Genomic DNA, 17,353 nt, shown 5'->3' with positions numbered 1-17,353 from the left:
CGCTCAGCGCCGCCGCTGTATCAGCCGTTCACCCAGTACGGCAGTGAAAACGAGAAGGTGCTGCCTTCACCCGGCCGGCTTTCGACCCAGATGCGTCCGTGATTCATCTCGACGAGTTCCTTGCACAGGATGAGGCCGAGTCCGCTCCCCTGCTCATCGGCCGTGCCCGGCGTGCTGTGGTTCACGCCGATACGGAACAGGCGGTCGACGGCCTCGGGACTGATGCCGACGCCGTTGTCGCTCACCGATACAACAAGCGTGTCGCCGTTCTGCGCGGCGTCGACCGTGATCACCCCGTCGCGCCGATTGAATTTCACCGCGTTCGTCAGAAGGTTCTGCACCACCGAACGGATCATGCGTTGATCGGCCCGCGCGTACGAGTGCCCGTTCAGGTGCACGCGAATGTCGATGTTCTTGCGCAGCGCGCTCTCGCGCAACAGATCGATCACATCGTCGACCAGTTCGTGCATGTCGATTTTGATGGGCTGATATTCCATTCGCCCGGCCTGCAGCCGCGACCACTCGAGCAGATTTTCGAGCAGGGCGTGCACACGGTGCGTCAGCGAGTACATGCTCCCGGCGATCGTCTTGATCGTCTCGGGCCCGAACGATTCGGAATCGCCCGCAAGCATCTCGGCATACCCGTGCAACGTGCTGAGCGGACTGCGCAAATCGTGCGATATGATCGAGAAGAACTTGTCCTTGCTCGCGTTGAGCTGCTGCAGTTCCTCGGTGTAGCGGCGTTTCTGTTCCTCGGTGCGGAGGCGTTCGGTGATGTCGGCGGCCAGCACCATCTCGGCGCGCCGGCCCGCAAACATGAGCGGGTGCGCCGTGATCTCCACGAGTATCTCGCTGCCGTCCTTCTTATGGTGTCGCCAGACGCCCGCGTGCTCGATGTCGTCGCCCTTCCGCTGTATCGAGTCGAGCAGGCGAGGCACGTCCTCGTGCGGGCGGATGTCGCGGATTGTCATGTCCAAAAACTCCTCGCGCGAGTAGCCGTAATGCCCGACGGCCGCTTCGTTGACCGCGAGGAACGCGTGTGTCTCGGTGTCGAATACCCACATCGGGAAGGGATTGTTTTCGAACAGAAGACGGTAGCGCGTTTCCGAATCCTGCAGCGCGCGCTCGGCGTCCTTGCGCCTGCTGATGTCGACCATCGTGCCCAGAATGGACCCGTCGTCGAGCAGGCGCGTGCTGAGCAGCGCCCATACCTCCGCTCCATCCGTGCGGCGCAAACGCACCTCGTGCGAGGTCAGCATACCCGTGCGGCGCAGTTCCTCCACAAAATGTTCGCGCGATTTTGGGTTGTGATAAAAACGCACGCTGTTCACGCCGACCAGATCCTCCCGCGCCGCGGCGCCGAGAATCCGCGCGAAGGCGTCGTTGCAATCGGTGATCGTGCCCTCGATCGTCGTGCGGTACACACCCGTCACCGCGTTCTCGAACAGCGAACGATACCGCTCCTCGCTGCGGCGCAGCGCTTCGGCGGACCGGTTCCGCTCCTCCTCGACGCCGATCGCCGTCGCAACGACCGCGAGCAGACGGAAATCGCTTTCGCTCGGCGAGGCATCACCGGCGTACAGCACACACAGGGATCCCACGACCGCGCCGCCGAAGGACACCGTCGCACCGAGATATGTTTCGAACCCGTATTCGCGGACGATAGGATCGGTCTCGCGATACGCGGACGACTGAAGCGCGCGGAACAGCCGCACCGTGGTGGTGCCCTCGCCGATCAGATCGTAACACACATGTCCACGCGCCTGATCGACCGTACCCGCGCCCTCCGGCGCGCGCCACATGCCCACGCTGCGCAGCACATCCCCTTCGAGCCGGTTGTAGAAGGCACAGTCGCCGCCGAGCAGTTCTCCGCTCAGCGCGACAAGCCGGTCGATGTTGTGCACGGATTCGGAACCGAACGCGAGCATACACTCGTTCAGCCGCGTCAGCCGCGTGGTTTCCGCGCGGCGCACCGTGATGTCTTCGGCGATTCCCACAAGCGCCGCCGGCGCCCCGTTGTCGTCGAGCACGACACTTGTCGACAACTCGATCGGGAAGGTCTGGCCGTTCTTGCGCACATTGAGAATCTCACCATGCCAGCCGCCGTGCAACGTCTTCTCGAGGATATCCGGAATTGCGTCCTCGTTCGCAGGTCGCAGATCTCGGATACACGTCCCTTTCAATTCGTCGAAGCCGTAGCCGTATGTCTCCAGGAAGGCCGTGTTCACAAAAAGTATTCTGTCGTCGAGATCCGTGATGCTGACACATTCGCTGACGCTCTGCATCGCGTGCGCAAGAAGCCGGATGTGTTGTTCGGCGCGTTTCTTCTCGGTCAGATCCATCAGCGACACGATGCTCTGGCGGCCGCCGGGGAGTATCGACACGTATGCGATGGCCGAGCGGATGTCGCCCGCGGGCGTGAGAAAACGGAATTCGCAACTCGTCGGGGTTCTGGACGGTTCGACGCGGCGCAGCCGGTGATGATCGAGCACACGCGCGACATCCTCGGGATGCACAAACTCCGTGAGACTGAGCCGTCCTTCGATATTCGCGCGATTGTATCCTGTCAGTCGCTCGAACTCGCCGTTGACCATGGCGATGGTCGTGTCCTCATTCATGACGACGGTGGGCGTCCCCGTGGTCTCGTACAAATTGCGGAACGAACGCTCATTCTCGCTGGCCGCGTTCAGCATCGCGCGGTATTCCGCTATTTCGCGGGCGAATTCCTCGCGCGCACCCTCAAGTTCCTGGCTCAGGTGATGAACACGCGTGCGGAGATCGGTGCTCTCGTCCCGCATCTTCCTGCTCTGCAGGTACAGCAGTACCCACACGATGGCCAGTGCGATGAAGGTATAGAAAACGACGTGGAAAAACGGAGTCGAGAACAATTGACGGAACCCTCCCGGCGCCGTCATCGAATATGCGGCACCGACGGTGCGGATCTGCGCCGCCCCGACGAGTATCCCTTCGGCCGCGCCATCCCCGGCAGACGGATTCGAGAGGATGGCGTCGAGCTGAACGAGTCCGTATCCGAAAATCAGGAGAAAACACGCGAACATGCCGGTCCGCAGGAGTGTTTTCCACTGCAGGATTTTCTTTCTCACACTTTTTGCGCCTGTCTTCACACCAGATTCGTCCATAACATCTTCCGGTCTTCGTGCTCGGTTGTTCCATTCCGGGATTCGGTGGAACACTGCTGCTTCCGACGCTTCAATTCATATGCCGTTTGCAAATAGTGCAGGATTCGGCCTGAAATGAAGGAAGAAGTCGAAGAGGATTGCAAAATACGCAAAACGACTCCGACTTCTTTGAAAACAAGACCTTGGAGTATCCCCTCCCGAGACGATCCTCTGAAAATGTAAAAATTTTACAGTTTGTACCCGATTCTCCGGAGAAAACCGAGTCGATCGGCGATGTCGCTCTCGCTTTCGATGCCGTTCGGTGAATTACCGTCAACCACCCCGAGAATGCCTCGCCCCTGTTCGGTCTGCGCAACAATCACCTGGGTGGGATTTGCGGTGGCACAGAAAATCCGCGCCACCTCGGGCACGTTTTTTACGGCATTAAGAATGTTGATCGGGAAGCCATTGTCGAGGAAGATCAGGAAGCTGTGCCCGGCGCCGATACGCAGGGCATTTTCCTGCGCGAGTGCAACGAGGGCGTCGTCGTTGCCGACCCAGCGCACCAGCGAGGGGCCCGATGCCTCGCAGAAGGCGATGCCGAATCGTATGGCGGGATTCGATTGCACGATCACCTCGTACAGATCCTCGACGGTCTTGATAAAATGCGACTGGCCGAGTATCACGTTCACGTGCTCGGGCTTTTCGAGTGGGACGATGAACAGTTCCATGGCGGTGTCCTTGATCAGGAATGACTGGAATGGTCCGCGTGCCGGTCACTGTGCAAGCAGCGACAGGACCAGGGCGCGCGCGCGTTCATGTTTGGGGTAGACGACCTCGCGATACCCGGTGCAGGAGGCGGGCGCGTTGAGCGCGGCAATCGCGGCGTCACGATTCGGGAAACGGCCGGCGAGATAGGCGCCGATCACCTCGGCCTCGTACCAGTCGCGGAAGGACTTCTCGCGCGCATGCCAGCGCGGTAGCAGACGGCGCAGGAATCGAAGATGTTTCATTCCGTGCAGCATCCAGTCGCGGGTCCGCATGTCCCACTCGAGCCGGTACCCGAGGATGTCGAAATGCGGCCTGTTGATGTGTACGTAGCGAATGCGATCGCCGCGGGCGGGATCGATGTCGTAGCGCGCGCGGTCGGAGGCACGTTTCTCGTCGCTCGTCAGAAGATGCGCCACCCACACTTCGTCCTTTATTGCCATCACTTTCGCGAGGTTCCAGATCACGGCGCGTGTTGCGTCGGGATCAGCCCCGCCCGCTGTTTCGGCTTCGTACACGCGCTGCACGGCGGCCGCGTACCGCTCCGCGTAGGAGGTGCCGTCGTATTGGACGAGGTCCGCATACCGTCGTGCAAAGTCGTCGTGATCCGTCTCGCCCAACGCGTCCATGCGCGCGCGCAGCTCCGCCATGCGCCGCACGTAGACCTCGCCCGCGCGACCGAGCGCCGCGCGTTTTGTCTCGACCACGCCGGGTGTGCCGGATGCGGATATCGCGGGAGCAAGCATGTCGGGAAAGGCCACGAGGCGCCGCCCGACGCGGAATGCACGCAGATTGTTCTCGCGCTCGTCCTTCTTGACGGATTCGCGTATCGTGTCCTCTATCGTCGAGGAGCGGAGCGGAAGCACGCCGCGCTGATACGCCGAGCCGAGCATCATGAGATTTGCGTACAGGCGGTTGCCGAAAAAATGCTCCGACAGCGCGAAGAAATCCGCGCCGAAATAACGGTCGTCACCCACGATAGCGCGGATGCGCGGCTCGATGCCCTCGGGGAAGGCGTCCTCGCCGGTCAGCATCAGGATGGTGGGCGTCTCGGCGGTATTGCAGATCACCTCCGTGCGGCCGGGCGAGGCGACACGCAGGCCGCGCAGCGTTTCGAGATAGTCGAGTCCGAGAACGAGATCGGCCTTGCCCTCGGGAATGCGCTGCGAAAGTCGCAGGCCGGGCGTGGAATACAGGACGTGCGAAACCACGGCGCCGTTCCGCTGCGCCAGGCCCTTCTGGTGATAAAATCGGACTTCATAGTCCTCTTTCGCCCCCGCCTGTGTCAGCAGCTTGGCGACAAAGCCGAGTCCCATACCCCCTACGCCCGGGACAAACACCGCGAAGCTGCGCCTCTGTCCCTCGGCGTCGCCGAGCAGCGGATGCGCGGGTTCGGGCACATCCCGCATCCAGAGGTCCCAGGTCCCTGTGCGCGCGGGCGGAGCCGACCGGCGCGTGATGTGCACCTCCTCGAAGGAGGGACAGGCCTTGACCTTGGTGCAATACGTGTCATCGACACAGATGCTCGGATCAATGCCGATTTTTTCGCCGTACGGCGTGTCGACGATCGTCAGTCCGGGACATCCGGTTGCGAGCGTACACTCGCGGCAGTTCTCGCAGGTCTCCGCCGCGACGTTGATGTGTTTCTCGCGCCGCAGAAAACCCTCACGCCGGATCACCGCGCGTGCGGCGGCGCGTTTACGCTTGTGAAACGTGATGCCGCACTCGCGATCGGCGACGACGACGCGCACACCGTCGCGCAGGAAGGCGTGCTCGAGCAGTTCCAGATACGTGTCGCGGTCGGTGGGATTGACGCGGCGCAGGAACACCTGGCCGTCGCGGTCCATGCCGCGGACCACCGATTCGATGTCCTGCTGTATCGTCTTGTATCCCATGATGTCGTACGCCGAGCCCGCGGTCACCTGATGCCCCGTCATCGCGGTGTTTTTGTTGTCGAGTATGATGTAGAGGATGTCCTGCCTGTCCTTGATTGCGTTCGACAGTGTCGACATCTCGGAATGGAAAAACGTCGAGTCGCCGCACAGGACGTAGTGTTTGTTCTTCGTGAAGGGATACGCGCCCATGCCGGCCGCGCCGCCCAATCCCATCGCCGCCATGTTGTGCATGTCGCGAAATGGCGGGAGGAAGTTGAGCGAGTAGCAGCCGATGCCGCCGTGGGCGATGATGTCGACCGGTTCCGTACCGTGCACGCGGCGCATGTAGTCCGGATCGATGAGGCGCGCGCGCAGCTCGAGTATCGCGCTCGATGTTCCGCGATGGGGGCACCCGGCGCAGTACGAGGGTGTGCGCGCCTCCACCGCCAGATCGTAGGCGGCGGCACGATCGAGGAGCTGGAGTTCTTCGTGTATTCGTTGCATTGATACCATCTTTCATTTGATCCGGCTCGCGGGCCGGACACGCTGGATCGGAAGCCGGAAAAATAACACATTCCCGCTTCGGTTCTGTTTCCCTTCCGCAAACTGAGGACATGTGATGTCGACGAACCAATCGGGGAGCCGCCGCGCAATTCTAACCGTGTTCGCCGTGTTCTGGTGTGTGTCGCCCGCGCCGGGCCAACGCACACATGTTCCCGGCGAGTCGTGTACGGGTTGTCACCCCGGCTTCGGTGTTGCAGGCACCGTGTTCAACGCATACGCGGGAGGCAGTCCCGCCGCTGGTTCCACCATGGTTCTGCTGCGCCCCGATGGCGGGCGTATCACGCTCCCGCCGTCCGATTCGCTCGGGCGTGTGCACGCGGCGGGCATCCCCGATGGCGGATACCTGCCTGTGCTTGCAGGTGCCCGCGCGCGATCATGGCACATGCTTCCCGCACAAGCCGACTGCAACACGTGCCACATCGACGGCGGAAACGGCTCTGCACTGCGCACGAAACAACTGCACCGCTTCCACACGGAGCTGCCCGCGGACAACGCCTGCAGGCCCTGTCATTTCTTTCCCGCGTCCATGTCCTACAACCAACTGCGCACACCGGGCCGACTCAACAGCGGCGCGGGCGTCCTGCCCGTGCAGGGATCGGCCGCGGTGATACGCGGAACCGCGTATCCCTTTGCGCCGGAACAGCGGGAGATTCGGACTGTCAGGCCCGATATTTTCACCCCTGGGTATTACTCGCTGTTCGACGTGCTGCTGACGGTCGCGCGAGACAACGGCATCAGGATCGCCTATCACTGGGATCCTGCATCCGCCACACATTTTATCGACAGCGTCGACGGCGTGGCCGGCGATTACTGGCACCGCTTCAGTTATGACGCGGGCAGCGGCACGCAGGGCGAACTCGGCAATCGCCGCGAACTCCGCTGGGACGAACTGCTCTACCAGCCCGGTTCCTGGGTGCAGCTCGTCGCCGGTGAGAATCTCGACGAGCTGCGGCGCGAATTCCGCGAGGAGATCACACGCGAAGCCGGGCAGGGACACCGCGTGCCGGTGGTGCAGATTGCGGTGAATCCCAGCCAGTACCGCGGGAATCCACCCGGCTCAGGACGCATCACGGTGCAGCGCACGTTCACCGATGTCGCTGTCACTTCGCATGGACTGCGTGAACACGGACGCGACTCCCTGCACAGTATGCCGTTCCGCCCCGGCGTGGTCACGGCGATGGACGTACTCTACTCCCTGCAGGACAGCGGCAAACTCAGTGTTGTGGGCAAGGCGTACTACACGCGGCTCGCGCAGAAAGTGCAGGAGAGCTGGCGAATTCAGGAGATCGGATTTCCGGGGATCGGCTCCGCGCATGGATCGGGCCGGCAGGGTTTTGTGTACACGACGGGCAACGGGACGCCGCAGCGAATGGCGAACAATGCGGACCGCAAACAACACGTCCACGCCGACATCGTCGTCCTGCATGCCCCTGATTTTGCGCAGTGGCGCTGGATCGAACTCGGGAATCCGTATTACGAGGATGGCGATCCGACGGGACTCGAGGAACTCGTGGGGGACTTCGATGCGCGGGACAAGGGCTTCAGACTGCACCATCCATATCCGCAACCCGGAAGGCGCGGCATCACGCTGCCGTTCAACGTCTTCGAACCGGGTGTGTATCGGCTTGTGCTGTACAACACCGCCGGCGAGCGCGTCGCCACACTCTTCGACAGCGCCGTGGATAATATCGGACTCACGACAGTCGTATTTGATGCGAGGGCAATTCCGGCGGGCCTGTATTACGCGCGGCTCGACGACGGGCATTCCGTGGATGTGCAGCGGCTGCTTCTCGAGGGCGGTCGTTGATTCGATCCCTCGCCCCTGCATGTAATTATTGCAGCCGCGCCCGTAAACACGCTTGTCAATCGCGACAAACAGGACTACATTCCCCTGCAATCACAACACCTCGACCCGATGAAACACGAGATCCATAGAACCCTTCTCCCGGCGCTGCTGCTTGCCCTGATATGCGCGGCATGTTCCGATTCCGGGACAGCTCCGAGTGATGCGCCGCTGGCCGGGCCTTCGAACCTCCGCGCATGGTCGGCGGATTCGACCATCGGATTGCGGTGGAATGGCTCGTCGTCGGAGTGGCAGACCAATTTCGACAAATACGTCCTTACGGTGTGGGACAAGTACGCGTCAAGCGTCACGCGGTACGACGTCCCGAAGGGCACAACCACCATGCTGCTGCGCGCGCTGCACAACGGCCACAGGTACCAGATCAGTCTTCACGCGTTTTCCACCGCGGGGAACCGCAGCGCCGATTCGGCCGTGGTCGAATGGGCGCCGTCGCCGCGTGTGACACGCGACGTCGCGGGCGCGCCGATCCGCGTGTACACCAGCGCGTCGGCTCTGCCTTCGGGCGTGGACCTCTTCGTCGACAGCGCACGCGCGGAAGTCCTGCAGGTCACGTCCGCGGCCTTCGCCGCACGCGGGGATTTCTTCGTGTACTCCCCGCTCGTCTCGGGCATCGTTGAAATAACCAGCCCGCATCTCGCCGCAAATCCCGGACAGCGCACCGAGTTTTCGACGTCGCCCTATGTTGAGGCGGCCTCGCTCGACGACTCTCCTGCGACGTCCTCGCCCGCATCCAGCACATACACCGCGTCGAGCATCATACTCGACAACGCCGTTTCACAGAAGGGACGCATTTATTTCGGCCGCCTCGTGCGCGGCACGGCACGGTATTACTTTCGCCTGTTCATAAAACGCGGGAGCGACGACCGTCTCGTGCAGGGCTTCGGGACGGACCGCTACATCGAGGTCGAGGCGTCTTTCCAGAGCGAAAAGAACGTGCCGTTCTCGAAATAAATCGTGCGCGGGATCAGAACAGGAACGTAAAGTTCAGGAGCGATTGGAACTGCAGACTCCCGTAGGTTCCGAATCCCTTCGTGAGCCGGAACATCGCGTCGATACTTCCCTGATCGTATTTCAGCAGGGCGTAGGCGAGACTCGCCGACACGGTGCCCATCCAGATATCCGGAAACAGGCCGGTGATTTCCGATTCGGTCTCCACCGATCCGTTGAGGTACAGCAATCCCGCGCCGAACATGATATGTGTGCGTGGGAAGGGTTCCAGAATCAGAAGAAGCTGAGCGCCGTATCCGCCGATATACTCGTCGAGGGAGACGCGGCTGCTGTCGCTGGTGTAAAAGGTGCCTGGCACTACCCCCAGGTATCGTTTGGCCATGCGGTGATAGTACACCTCCCCGCCCACAAGCACGGGTATGCCGATGGTGTCGACAACGACGGCTCCTTGCAGGCCGAGCATCAGCCCGCCCCACGAGGTGTTCCAGGTGTTTTCGATCATGTCCTGCAGGGCGTCCGACGGTTCCGTCACGCCGTTGTAGCCCGCAAACAGGCGCACCATAAATGGCGACGACTGTTGTGTGGTGCGGCGCAGTTGAAAGCGCGGCTGCGCTGCCGCGAGCGCGGGCAGCAGCAGCAGGATGAAGGCGAGGGCCGTGAAATGGCGCGGAATGCCGCCGCCGGCTGAACGTGCGAAGAATGCGGTGCGATCTTTCATCGGGGCAAGATAGACCCACGGCCGAGAAATATTCAACAGCAGGCCGGGCGAATCGCCGGCAATGCACGGAATACTGCCCGCATCGGAGCGCGATTAATCGATGCCGTCGAGGAAGCGCGAGAGGATCGTATTAAAACGGATCGGCGCTTCGAGATTCGACAGATGGCCTGCTCCATCGAGTATGTGCAGTTCCGACCCGCGCAGCATGGAGTGCATGGCGCGCGCCTCGTCGGGCGGCGTCAACACGTCGGACTCTCCCACGATGATGCAGGCCGGCAGCGTGCATGCGGAGAGCAGCTCGCCCGAATCGGGCCGTGCCGCCATTGCCTCGAGCATCACCGCGGTGCCTTCCGCGCTGGCGTTCATCATCATGCCGCGCACACGGTCGCGAAGATCAGGAATTTCGTTCACACTCGTCTCGGAAAGAAGCCGCGGAAGCATGGCATCGGCCACGACCTGCACACCCGACGCGCGCACGCCCGCGGCTTGCGTGTGACGCATTTGACGCGCGGCCTCCGAGTCCGCGCCCGCGCGTGTGTTGGCCAGCACGAGCCCCGCGGTGCGCTCAGGGAAAGCGCGGAGAAAGGCCATGGCGATGTAGCCGCCCATCGAGAGTCCGCCTACAACAACACGGTCGATACCGAGTCCGTCGAGTTTTTCGGAGCCAAGACGCGCACAGTCGGCAAGCGAGAGTCCCGACACCGCCTCACCGCCCCCGCCGAAACCCGGGCAGTCGAAGGTCACGACCGTCCTCGATGCCGAGAGCGCCTCCACCTGCGCCTCCCACATTCCCGCATGAAAAGGGAACGCGTGAAAAAGAAGGAGCGGCACGCGCGCGCCCGATTGCCCAGCCATCGATGTGTCCATACGTTTTCCTCCGGGTCCAGGTTGTCCATCCGCCAACAGCGACCCGGGGGCTTCCGTTCCGCGGCAGGTACTGTGCAGGAAAACACAACAGTACTTTTTCTTTTTTTTGAGTGTTTTCGCTGATTTCTCGCGTTTGGGAAGCAAAAGGGCGAATTATCCCACTATATTGTAGCCGATTGCCTCGGCCGGACCGGATTGGTCCACAGGTGCGTGGCATGAATCTTGCCCTATTTGTCTGAATTATCCGCTTGAACCTCGGTCTCCCCGAATCCCCGGCACATTGAAAGCACGTATGACGTACCTCACACCCTCCCTTCGCTCCCTTTTCCGGATTCTTTCCCTCACCATCGTTCTTGCCGCCGCCGCGGGTGCGCAGACCAAGGACGAGTGCCTCGCCTGTCACAACGACAATTCGTTGACGATGGAGCGCGCGGGGAAGGATGTGTCGTTGTTTGTCAATCCCGCCATCCTGAACCGTTCGCCGCATGCGCGCCAGAATTGTATCGCGTGCCATACCGGTTTTGATGCCGAGAACGTGCCGCACAAGGAGAAGATCACGCCGGTGCGCTGTTCCTCGTGCCACGCCAACGCCGAAATGAAACACCAATTTCATGCGGCGCAGTTGCGGGCCGAGAAAAAACGCGGCGCGCTGGACCAGGCATGTAAAAAATGTCACGGCACGCATAACGTGGTCGCGCCGTCCGCCGGCAAGGGCGCGGGCAGTTGTGAAACCTGTCATACCGACGTTGTCGGAATCTTCTCGCAGTCGGCGCATGGCAAGGCCCTCGCGTCGGGTCAACCGGGCGCGCCGAAGTGTACCGGGTGCCATTCCCACGATATCACGTACCCGGCGGCCGGAGCCGACACCGCGGCGGTCAAACGCGCGCAGGAACGCGTCTGCCTTTCGTGCCACCTCGACAATCCCGACGTGCGCGCGCGCATGACCACGGCGAAGAACTTCGTGCGGGCCTATGATATGAGCGTGCACGGCGCGGCGTTGCAGCGCGGCAACGGCCGGGCCGCGAGCTGCGTCGATTGCCACGGCAGCCACGCCATGCAGCCCGGCTTTAAATCGGAATCCTCGACCAACAAGACACACATCCCCGAGTTGTGCGGCAAGTGTCATCAGGCGATCAGCAAGGAGTACACTGCAAGCAGTCACGGTATTGCATTGCGCGAGGGTGTCAAGGACGCGCCGTCCTGCACCGACTGCCACGGCGAGCACAGCATTCTCCGCCCCGATGATCCGTCGGCGGCGGTGAACGAGAAGAACGTCTCAGCGCGGATCTGCACACCGTGCCACAGCTCCGTGCGTCTTTCGGAGAAATACGGCATCTCGACGGGCAAGGTCGCAAGTTACAACGCAAGCTTCCACGGCCTCGCCCAGCGCGGCGGCCAGAAGGAAGTCGCCAACTGCGCGAGCTGCCACAGCGTCCACAACATCCGGCCGTCGAGCGATCCGGCATCGACCGTCAACAAGGCCAACCTCGCGACCACCTGCGGCAAATGCCATCCCGGCGCGAACGAGGCCTTCACAGTCGGGAAAATTCACGTCACAGAATCGGAAACCGACGAACCGCTTCTGTACTGGATCTCGACGATATACCTGATCATGATCTTTGTGATCATCGGCGGCATGCTCGTGCACAACATCGCGGATTTCCGCCGCAAGGCGATTCATAAACTGAAGGTGCGCAGGGGCGCGGCGCAGGCGCCGCATCACGTGTCGCACCGCCTGTACGTGCGCATGACCGGCAATGAGCGGCTGCAGCACGTGTCTCTGCTCGTCAGTTTCTTTGTGCTCGTTTTCACCGGATTCATGCTGCGCTTCCCCGACGCATGGTGGGTTGTGCTCATCCGCGGACTGAGCGACAGCGTCTTCGACGCGCGCAGCGTCATACACCGTGTCGCGGGCGCCGTGATGATCGCAGCCAGCGTGTACCATGTGGGCTATCTCGCCTTCACGAAGCGCGGACGCCAGTTGTTCATGGACCTGCTTCCCCGCCTGTCCGACGCCACCGACGCCATCGCCGTACTGAAGTACAACTTCGGGTTCTCGAAGGTGAAGCCGAAATTCGACCGCTTCAGCTACATCGAAAAGAGCGAGTATTGGGCGCTGGTCTGGGGCAACATCGTCATGGGCGCCACGGGTTTCATCATGTGGTTCGACAATTACTTCATGGGCATCCTCACCAAGCTGGGGTGGGATATCGCGCGCACCGTCCACTACTACGAGGCATGGCTCGCCTTCCTTGCGATCCTTGTGTGGCACATCTATTTTGTCATCTTCAATCCCGATGCGTATCCGATGAACCTGGCATGGCTCAAAGGCACACTTTCCGAGGAAGAGATGGCGGACGAACACGCACTCGAACTCGAACGCATCAAGGCAGCGGAAGAATCCGTTTCGATCGCCCCGGATGTCCCGCGCGACGACGCGCCGACGATGTGAAGGCAACGAGAATGAGAGCATCCACACGCCCAGAACACGGACAGGATCGGAAGGCCGCACCCATGTTTGAATCACATTCACGCGCGCGCGCGGCGTCCCTGTTCGCGTGCCGCGTCACCATCTCCATGCTGTTCCTCCTCGCGGCGGCGGCCGGCACAGCCCGGGCGCAGGACAACAGCGACTGCCTGATGTGCCATTCCGACAAGTCCCTCACAGGCAAACGCGCAGGCCGCACCATGCCCGTGTATGTCGACGAGAAAAAATTCGGCGGCTCGGCGCACAAGGATCTTCCCTGCGTCGGCTGCCACGCCGATCTCGACGGCAAGGAACTCCCGCATGAGGACGATCTGAAGCCGGTCGACTGCGGCACGTGCCACGGCGACATCCAGAAATTGCACGCGCGCTCGCTGCATGGAAAGGCGCTGGCCCGCGGCGACGGACTCGCGCCGCGCTGCAGGGACTGCCACGGTTCACACGAGATCTATCCCGTGAAGGATCCCCGCTCGCAGGTCGCGCCGCTGCGTGTTCCCTACCTCTGCGGCAAATGCCATCAGGAGGGATCCGTCGTGATGAAGCAGCGCGTCATTCATCAGGACCACATACTCGAGAACTACTCCGAGAGTATTCACGGCGAAGGCCTGCTCCGGAAGGGACTCATCGTCGCGCCGAACTGCGCGTCGTGCCACACCGCGCATTCCATTCTTCCACACACCGATCCGCTCTCGTCGATCAGCCGTCGCAATATCTCGAAGACCTGCGCGAACTGCCATGCGAGCATCGAGAACGTGCACCGCAAGGTGATCAACGGAAAACTCTGGGAACGCGAGGCGCACGTCCTTCCCGCCTGCGTGGACTGCCATCAACCGCACAAAGTGCGCAAGGTGTTCTACACGCAGAGCATGGCGAACCGCGACTGCCTGCGCTGCCACGAGACCAAGGGCCTGCGCTCGTCAAAAAACGGACACGATCTCACCGTCGACATACGCGATCTCGCGCAGTCGAAACATGCCAACGTCGCCTGCAGTCAGTGCCATTCGACAGTGACTCCATCCAAGACGCGGCCCTGCGAAACGATCACCACCACGGTGGACTGCGCCTCGTGCCACGAAGAGATCGGCGTGCAGCATCGCCGCAGCATCCACGGCATACTGCTCGCGAAAAACGACAAGAACGCGCCCACGTGCAAGGAGTGCCACGGCACCCACCACGTGCGCGGGAAACACGATCCTTCGTCCCCCACCTTCCCGACAAACATCCCCGCGCTGTGCGGGACATGCCACCGCGAAGGTGAGAAGGCGGCCCTGCGCATGAAGGGCGAGGGACGCACCGCCGTCGCACATTACGCCGAGAGCATACACGGTCACGGACTCGTCAAAAGCGGTCTGACCGTTACCGCCACGTGTACAAACTGCCACACGTCGCATCAGATTCTTCCGAAGTCGGATCCCGCCTCGAGCGTGAACCGCGCAAACGTGCCGAAGACCTGCGGGGTCTGCCATCACGGCATCGAGGAACAGTTCGAATCGAGCATCCACGCAACCATGGTGGGCAAAACCGACAAGGTGCTTCCGGTGTGCGACGACTGCCATTCCGCGCACACTATTCAGCGCGCCGACGCGGACGGGTTCAAGCTGCAGATCATGCAGCAGTGCGGCCGCTGCCACGAGAAGATCGCCGAGACGTACTTCGACACGTATCACGGCAAAGTGTCGCTGCTCGGCTACACCAAGACGGCAAAATGTTACGATTGCCACGGCGCGCACGACATACTCCGCGTCTCGGATCCCAAGTCGCATCTCAGCCGCGAGAACGTGGTCGGGACCTGCATGAAATGTCATCCCGGCGCCAACCGCCGTTTCGCCGGGTATCTGACACATGCGACACACCATGATCCCGAAAAGTACCCGGTGCTCTTCTACGCGTTCTGGGGCATGACCGGCCTGCTGCTCGTGACATTTTTTGTCGGCGGCGTACACACGCTGCTGTGGCTGCCGCGCGCGCTGCAAATGCGCAAGGCCCGCAAAGCCCGCGAAGCCGCCGCCGCGTCGCCGGATGAACCCTCGCAGGACGAGCCCTCGCAGGACGCCTGACATCTCGAATTTTCCGCCTCTCGAACCACGCCGCTAAAAGGATAGATCTTCCATGGCCGAATCACACGGACGCCTGCAATTCCAGCGTTTCACGCGACTGCAACGCATCCTCCACATCGTCATGATTGTGAGTTTCATCAGTCTTGCCCTCACGGGCATGTCGTTGAAATTCGCGTACACGGGCTGGGCGGCCTTCCTCGCGCGGCTGTTCGGCGGATTCGAGGGCGCAGGTTCCATACACCGCCTCGCGGCCGCGTTGATGATCATCATGTTCGGCGTGCACATCGTCGACCTTGTCCGCACGCGCAAACGGCAGAAGGTCAGTTGGAAACGTTTTGTGTTCGGCCCCGATTCGATGATGTTCAACCGCAAGGACCTGAACGATCTTATCGCCTCGTTGAAATGGTTCACCGGCAAGGGGCCCCGACCGGAATTCGGACGATGGACGTACTGGGAAAAATTCGACTACTTCGCCGTGTTCTGGGGAATGGTCGTCATCGGGTCCACCGGCCTCACGCTGTGGTTCCCGGAATTCTTCACGCTCGTCATTCCGGGATGGATGCTGAACATCGCAACGATCGTGCACAGCGACGAGGCGCTGCTCGCGGTGGGCTTCATTTTCACCGTGCACTTCTTCAACACGCACCTGCGTCCTGAAAAATTCCCGATGGACACCGTCATCTTTACCGGCCGGATGTCGGTCGAGGAACTGGAAGAGGACAAGCCGGGCGAATACAAGGCGCTGGTCGAAAGCGGCACGTTGAAGGACAATCTTGTGGAGCCGTATCAGCCCATCGTTCTTCGCGCGGTGCGGGCATTCGGAACCGTTGCCGTCGTCCTGGGTCTCGGCATGGTGCTGCTGATCATCTACGCGATGATCTTCTCGTACCGCTGATCGTCACCTCTTCCGTCAGAACATCCAGGCGAGCGCCACACTCACGGCGAGCACGGAAAGCACCATCGACGAGATCAGCACGTAGCGCCAGTCCTTCTCGGCGGCGAAGGCAGTCGCCGCGATGAGGACGCGCAGCACGGGTGTGGACATCAGCACGCAGATGCCGGCAAGCAGCCACGCGGCAGGATCAGCGATGGTCTGCGCGGGCGATTGAACCGCGTACCGCGACAGCGACCACGAGGTTCCGATCACAGAGACGCCGGGGGAGAGCAGCGAGAGGCCGAGGCCGACGCAAAGCAGCAGGGCGCTGACGGCCAGTCCCGCGCGCAGAGTCAGACTGACAATACGCTCGAGCGCCCTCTCCACCGACGGACGGTTCACAGGAACATCCTCACCGACGTGGCCAGCATGAGAAACACAAACAGATAGATCAGCGTGCGTCCGCGCACACGCGCCGCGACACGCGTCCCCAGCGCGGAGCCCGCGAGGACGCCCAGCACCGCGGCGCCCGTGTAGTACGGGTGCACGTAGCCGTGCGCAAAATAGATGACGGCGCTGGCGACGGCGGTGACACCGATCATCAGGTTGCTTGTCGCCGTCGCGGCCTTCATCGGGACGCCGCAGACCATGTTCATCACGGGCACTTTGATGATGCCGCCGCCCACACCGAGCAGGCCGCTGATGTTCCCGGCGAAGAACGACACAAGCATGCCCGCGCGCAGGTTTCGCACGCTGTACGAGATCTGCCTGCCTTCGGCCGGATCAAAAAACGAGCCGCGGATAGACGCGCCGGCATCGTCGCGTATCACTCCTTCACCGTGTTTACGCGCGCGCCACCACATCAGCGCCGCCATGCAGAGAAGGAATACCGCGAAGAACGTGCGAAGCACATCGCCCGGCAGCATGGCCGCGCCGAAGCCGCCCAGCACCGCGCCGATTGTGGTCATGACCTCCAACGACATGCCGAGGCGCACATTGCTGATTCCCTTGCGCACGTATATCGACGCTGTCGCACTCGAGGTGGCGATCACCGTGACGATGCTGGCGGCAAGCGCCTCATGCATGGGCAGGCCGAATCCAATGGTCAGGACGGGGATGAGAAAAATTCCGCCGCCGATGCCGAACACGCCGCCGAGCAAACCCGTGCCGACGCCCGCCAGTACAACCAACAAAAACTGTCCGGGAGCCATGCGC

The 17,353-nt window shown here is 61.9% G+C and carries 12 protein-coding genes; 5 read left to right on the top strand and 7 right to left on the bottom strand.

Going from position 1 to position 17,353, the window contains the following annotated elements; genetic code table 11:
- Nucleotides 1-20: 20 nt before the first annotated feature.
- The 3 genes from HY962_12155 to HY962_12145 form a co-directional block, all read right to left on the bottom strand.
- Complete coding sequence (locus HY962_12155) at nucleotides 21-3,140, bottom strand: PAS domain S-box protein (GenBank protein MBI5647674.1); 3,120 nt, start codon at nucleotides 3,138-3,140, stop codon at nucleotides 21-23.
- A 227-nt stretch (nucleotides 3,141-3,367) separates the two neighbouring features.
- On the bottom strand, nucleotides 3,368-3,850 hold the full coding sequence (locus HY962_12150; protein MBI5647673.1) for an adenosine-specific kinase: 483 nt from the start codon (nucleotides 3,848-3,850) through the stop codon (nucleotides 3,368-3,370).
- 45 nt (nucleotides 3,851-3,895) lie between these two features.
- The gene (locus HY962_12145) at nucleotides 3,896-6,265 is read right to left on the bottom strand and encodes a 2-oxoacid:acceptor oxidoreductase family protein (GenBank protein ID MBI5647672.1); all 2,370 of its coding nucleotides are present in this window, start codon (nucleotides 6,263-6,265) and stop codon (nucleotides 3,896-3,898) included.
- A gap of 115 nt (nucleotides 6,266-6,380) precedes the next feature.
- Between HY962_12145 and HY962_12140 the strand changes: the two genes are divergently transcribed.
- Together HY962_12140 and HY962_12135 are read left to right on the top strand one after the other, a co-directional pair.
- On the top strand, nucleotides 6,381-8,132 hold the full coding sequence (locus HY962_12140) for a hypothetical protein (GenBank protein MBI5647671.1): 1,752 nt from the start codon (nucleotides 6,381-6,383) through the stop codon (nucleotides 8,130-8,132).
- A 108-nt stretch (nucleotides 8,133-8,240) separates the two neighbouring features.
- Nucleotides 8,241-9,140 (top strand): fibronectin type III domain-containing protein, encoded by a 900-nt coding sequence (locus HY962_12135; GenBank protein ID MBI5647670.1) that lies wholly within the window; start codon nucleotides 8,241-8,243, stop codon nucleotides 9,138-9,140.
- A 13-nt stretch (nucleotides 9,141-9,153) separates the two neighbouring features.
- Here HY962_12135 and HY962_12130 read toward each other — a convergent pair whose 3' ends face one another.
- Both HY962_12130 and HY962_12125 read right to left on the bottom strand, forming a co-directional pair.
- Complete coding sequence (locus tag HY962_12130) at nucleotides 9,154-9,855, bottom strand: hypothetical protein (protein MBI5647669.1); 702 nt, start codon at nucleotides 9,853-9,855, stop codon at nucleotides 9,154-9,156.
- Between the two features lie 93 nt (nucleotides 9,856-9,948).
- Nucleotides 9,949-10,710 carry an alpha/beta fold hydrolase gene (locus HY962_12125; protein MBI5647668.1) on the bottom strand — a complete coding sequence of 254 codons (762 nt, stop codon included), beginning with the start codon at nucleotides 10,708-10,710 and terminating at the stop codon, nucleotides 9,949-9,951.
- A 304-nt stretch (nucleotides 10,711-11,014) separates the two neighbouring features.
- On the opposite strand from HY962_12125, the gene HY962_12120 reads away from it, so the two are divergent.
- The 3 genes from HY962_12120 (at nucleotide 11,015) to HY962_12110 (ending at nucleotide 16,159) form a co-directional block, all read left to right on the top strand.
- Nucleotides 11,015-13,174: a cytochrome b/b6 domain-containing protein gene (locus HY962_12120; protein MBI5647667.1), complete on the top strand. Its 2,160-nt coding sequence runs from the start codon at nucleotides 11,015-11,017 to the stop codon at nucleotides 13,172-13,174.
- 62 nt (nucleotides 13,175-13,236) lie between these two features.
- Entirely contained in the window at nucleotides 13,237-15,264 is a 2,028-nt protein-coding gene (locus HY962_12115; GenBank protein ID MBI5647666.1) for a cytochrome c3 family protein, read from the top strand.
- Between the two features lie 52 nt (nucleotides 15,265-15,316).
- Nucleotides 15,317-16,159 carry a cytochrome b/b6 domain-containing protein gene (locus HY962_12110; protein MBI5647665.1) on the top strand — a complete coding sequence of 281 codons (843 nt, stop codon included), beginning with the start codon at nucleotides 15,317-15,319 and terminating at the stop codon, nucleotides 16,157-16,159.
- A 15-nt stretch (nucleotides 16,160-16,174) separates the two neighbouring features.
- On the opposite strand, the gene HY962_12105 is transcribed toward HY962_12110, so the two are convergent.
- Nucleotides 16,175-16,540: a DUF1634 domain-containing protein gene (locus tag HY962_12105; GenBank protein MBI5647664.1), complete on the bottom strand. Its 366-nt coding sequence runs from the start codon at nucleotides 16,538-16,540 to the stop codon at nucleotides 16,175-16,177.
- Nucleotides 16,537-17,349 carry a sulfite exporter TauE/SafE family protein gene (locus HY962_12100; protein MBI5647663.1) on the bottom strand — a complete coding sequence of 271 codons (813 nt, stop codon included), beginning with the start codon at nucleotides 17,347-17,349 and terminating at the stop codon, nucleotides 16,537-16,539. The genes HY962_12105 and HY962_12100 overlap by 4 nt, the downstream gene beginning before the upstream one ends.
- Nucleotides 17,350-17,353 lie beyond the last annotated feature (4 nt).

The organism is Ignavibacteriota bacterium (assembly GCA_016218045.1).
Classification (GTDB): Bacteria; Bacteroidota; Ignavibacteria; order SZUA-365; family SZUA-365; genus JACRFB01.
Note: the sequence above shows the minus strand (reverse complement) of the source record. Positions and strands in the feature narration are given on the sequence as shown.

Excerpts from the sequence above, each read along its gene's own strand:
- HY962_12155 (MBI5647674.1), bottom strand. The coding sequence starts at position 3,140 with ATGGACGAATCTGGTGTGAAGACAGGCGCAAAAAGTGTGAGAAAGAAA.
- HY962_12150 (MBI5647673.1), bottom strand. The coding sequence starts at position 3,850 with ATGGAACTGTTCATCGTCCCACTCGAAAAGCCCGAGCACGTGAACGTG.
- HY962_12145 (MBI5647672.1), bottom strand. The coding sequence starts at position 6,265 with ATGCAACGAATACACGAAGAACTCCAGCTCCTCGATCGTGCCGCCGCC.
- HY962_12140 (MBI5647671.1), top strand. The coding sequence starts at position 6,381 with ATGTCGACGAACCAATCGGGGAGCCGCCGCGCAATTCTAACCGTGTTC.
- HY962_12135 (MBI5647670.1), top strand. The coding sequence starts at position 8,241 with ATGAAACACGAGATCCATAGAACCCTTCTCCCGGCGCTGCTGCTTGCC.
- HY962_12130 (MBI5647669.1), bottom strand. The coding sequence starts at position 9,855 with ATGAAAGATCGCACCGCATTCTTCGCACGTTCAGCCGGCGGCGGCATT.
- HY962_12125 (MBI5647668.1), bottom strand. The coding sequence starts at position 10,710 with ATGGCTGGGCAATCGGGCGCGCGCGTGCCGCTCCTTCTTTTTCACGCG.
- HY962_12120 (MBI5647667.1), top strand. The coding sequence starts at position 11,015 with ATGACGTACCTCACACCCTCCCTTCGCTCCCTTTTCCGGATTCTTTCC.
- HY962_12115 (MBI5647666.1), top strand. The coding sequence starts at position 13,237 with ATGTTTGAATCACATTCACGCGCGCGCGCGGCGTCCCTGTTCGCGTGC.
- HY962_12110 (MBI5647665.1), top strand. The coding sequence starts at position 15,317 with ATGGCCGAATCACACGGACGCCTGCAATTCCAGCGTTTCACGCGACTG.
- HY962_12100 (MBI5647663.1), bottom strand. The coding sequence starts at position 17,349 with ATGGCTCCCGGACAGTTTTTGTTGGTTGTACTGGCGGGCGTCGGCACG.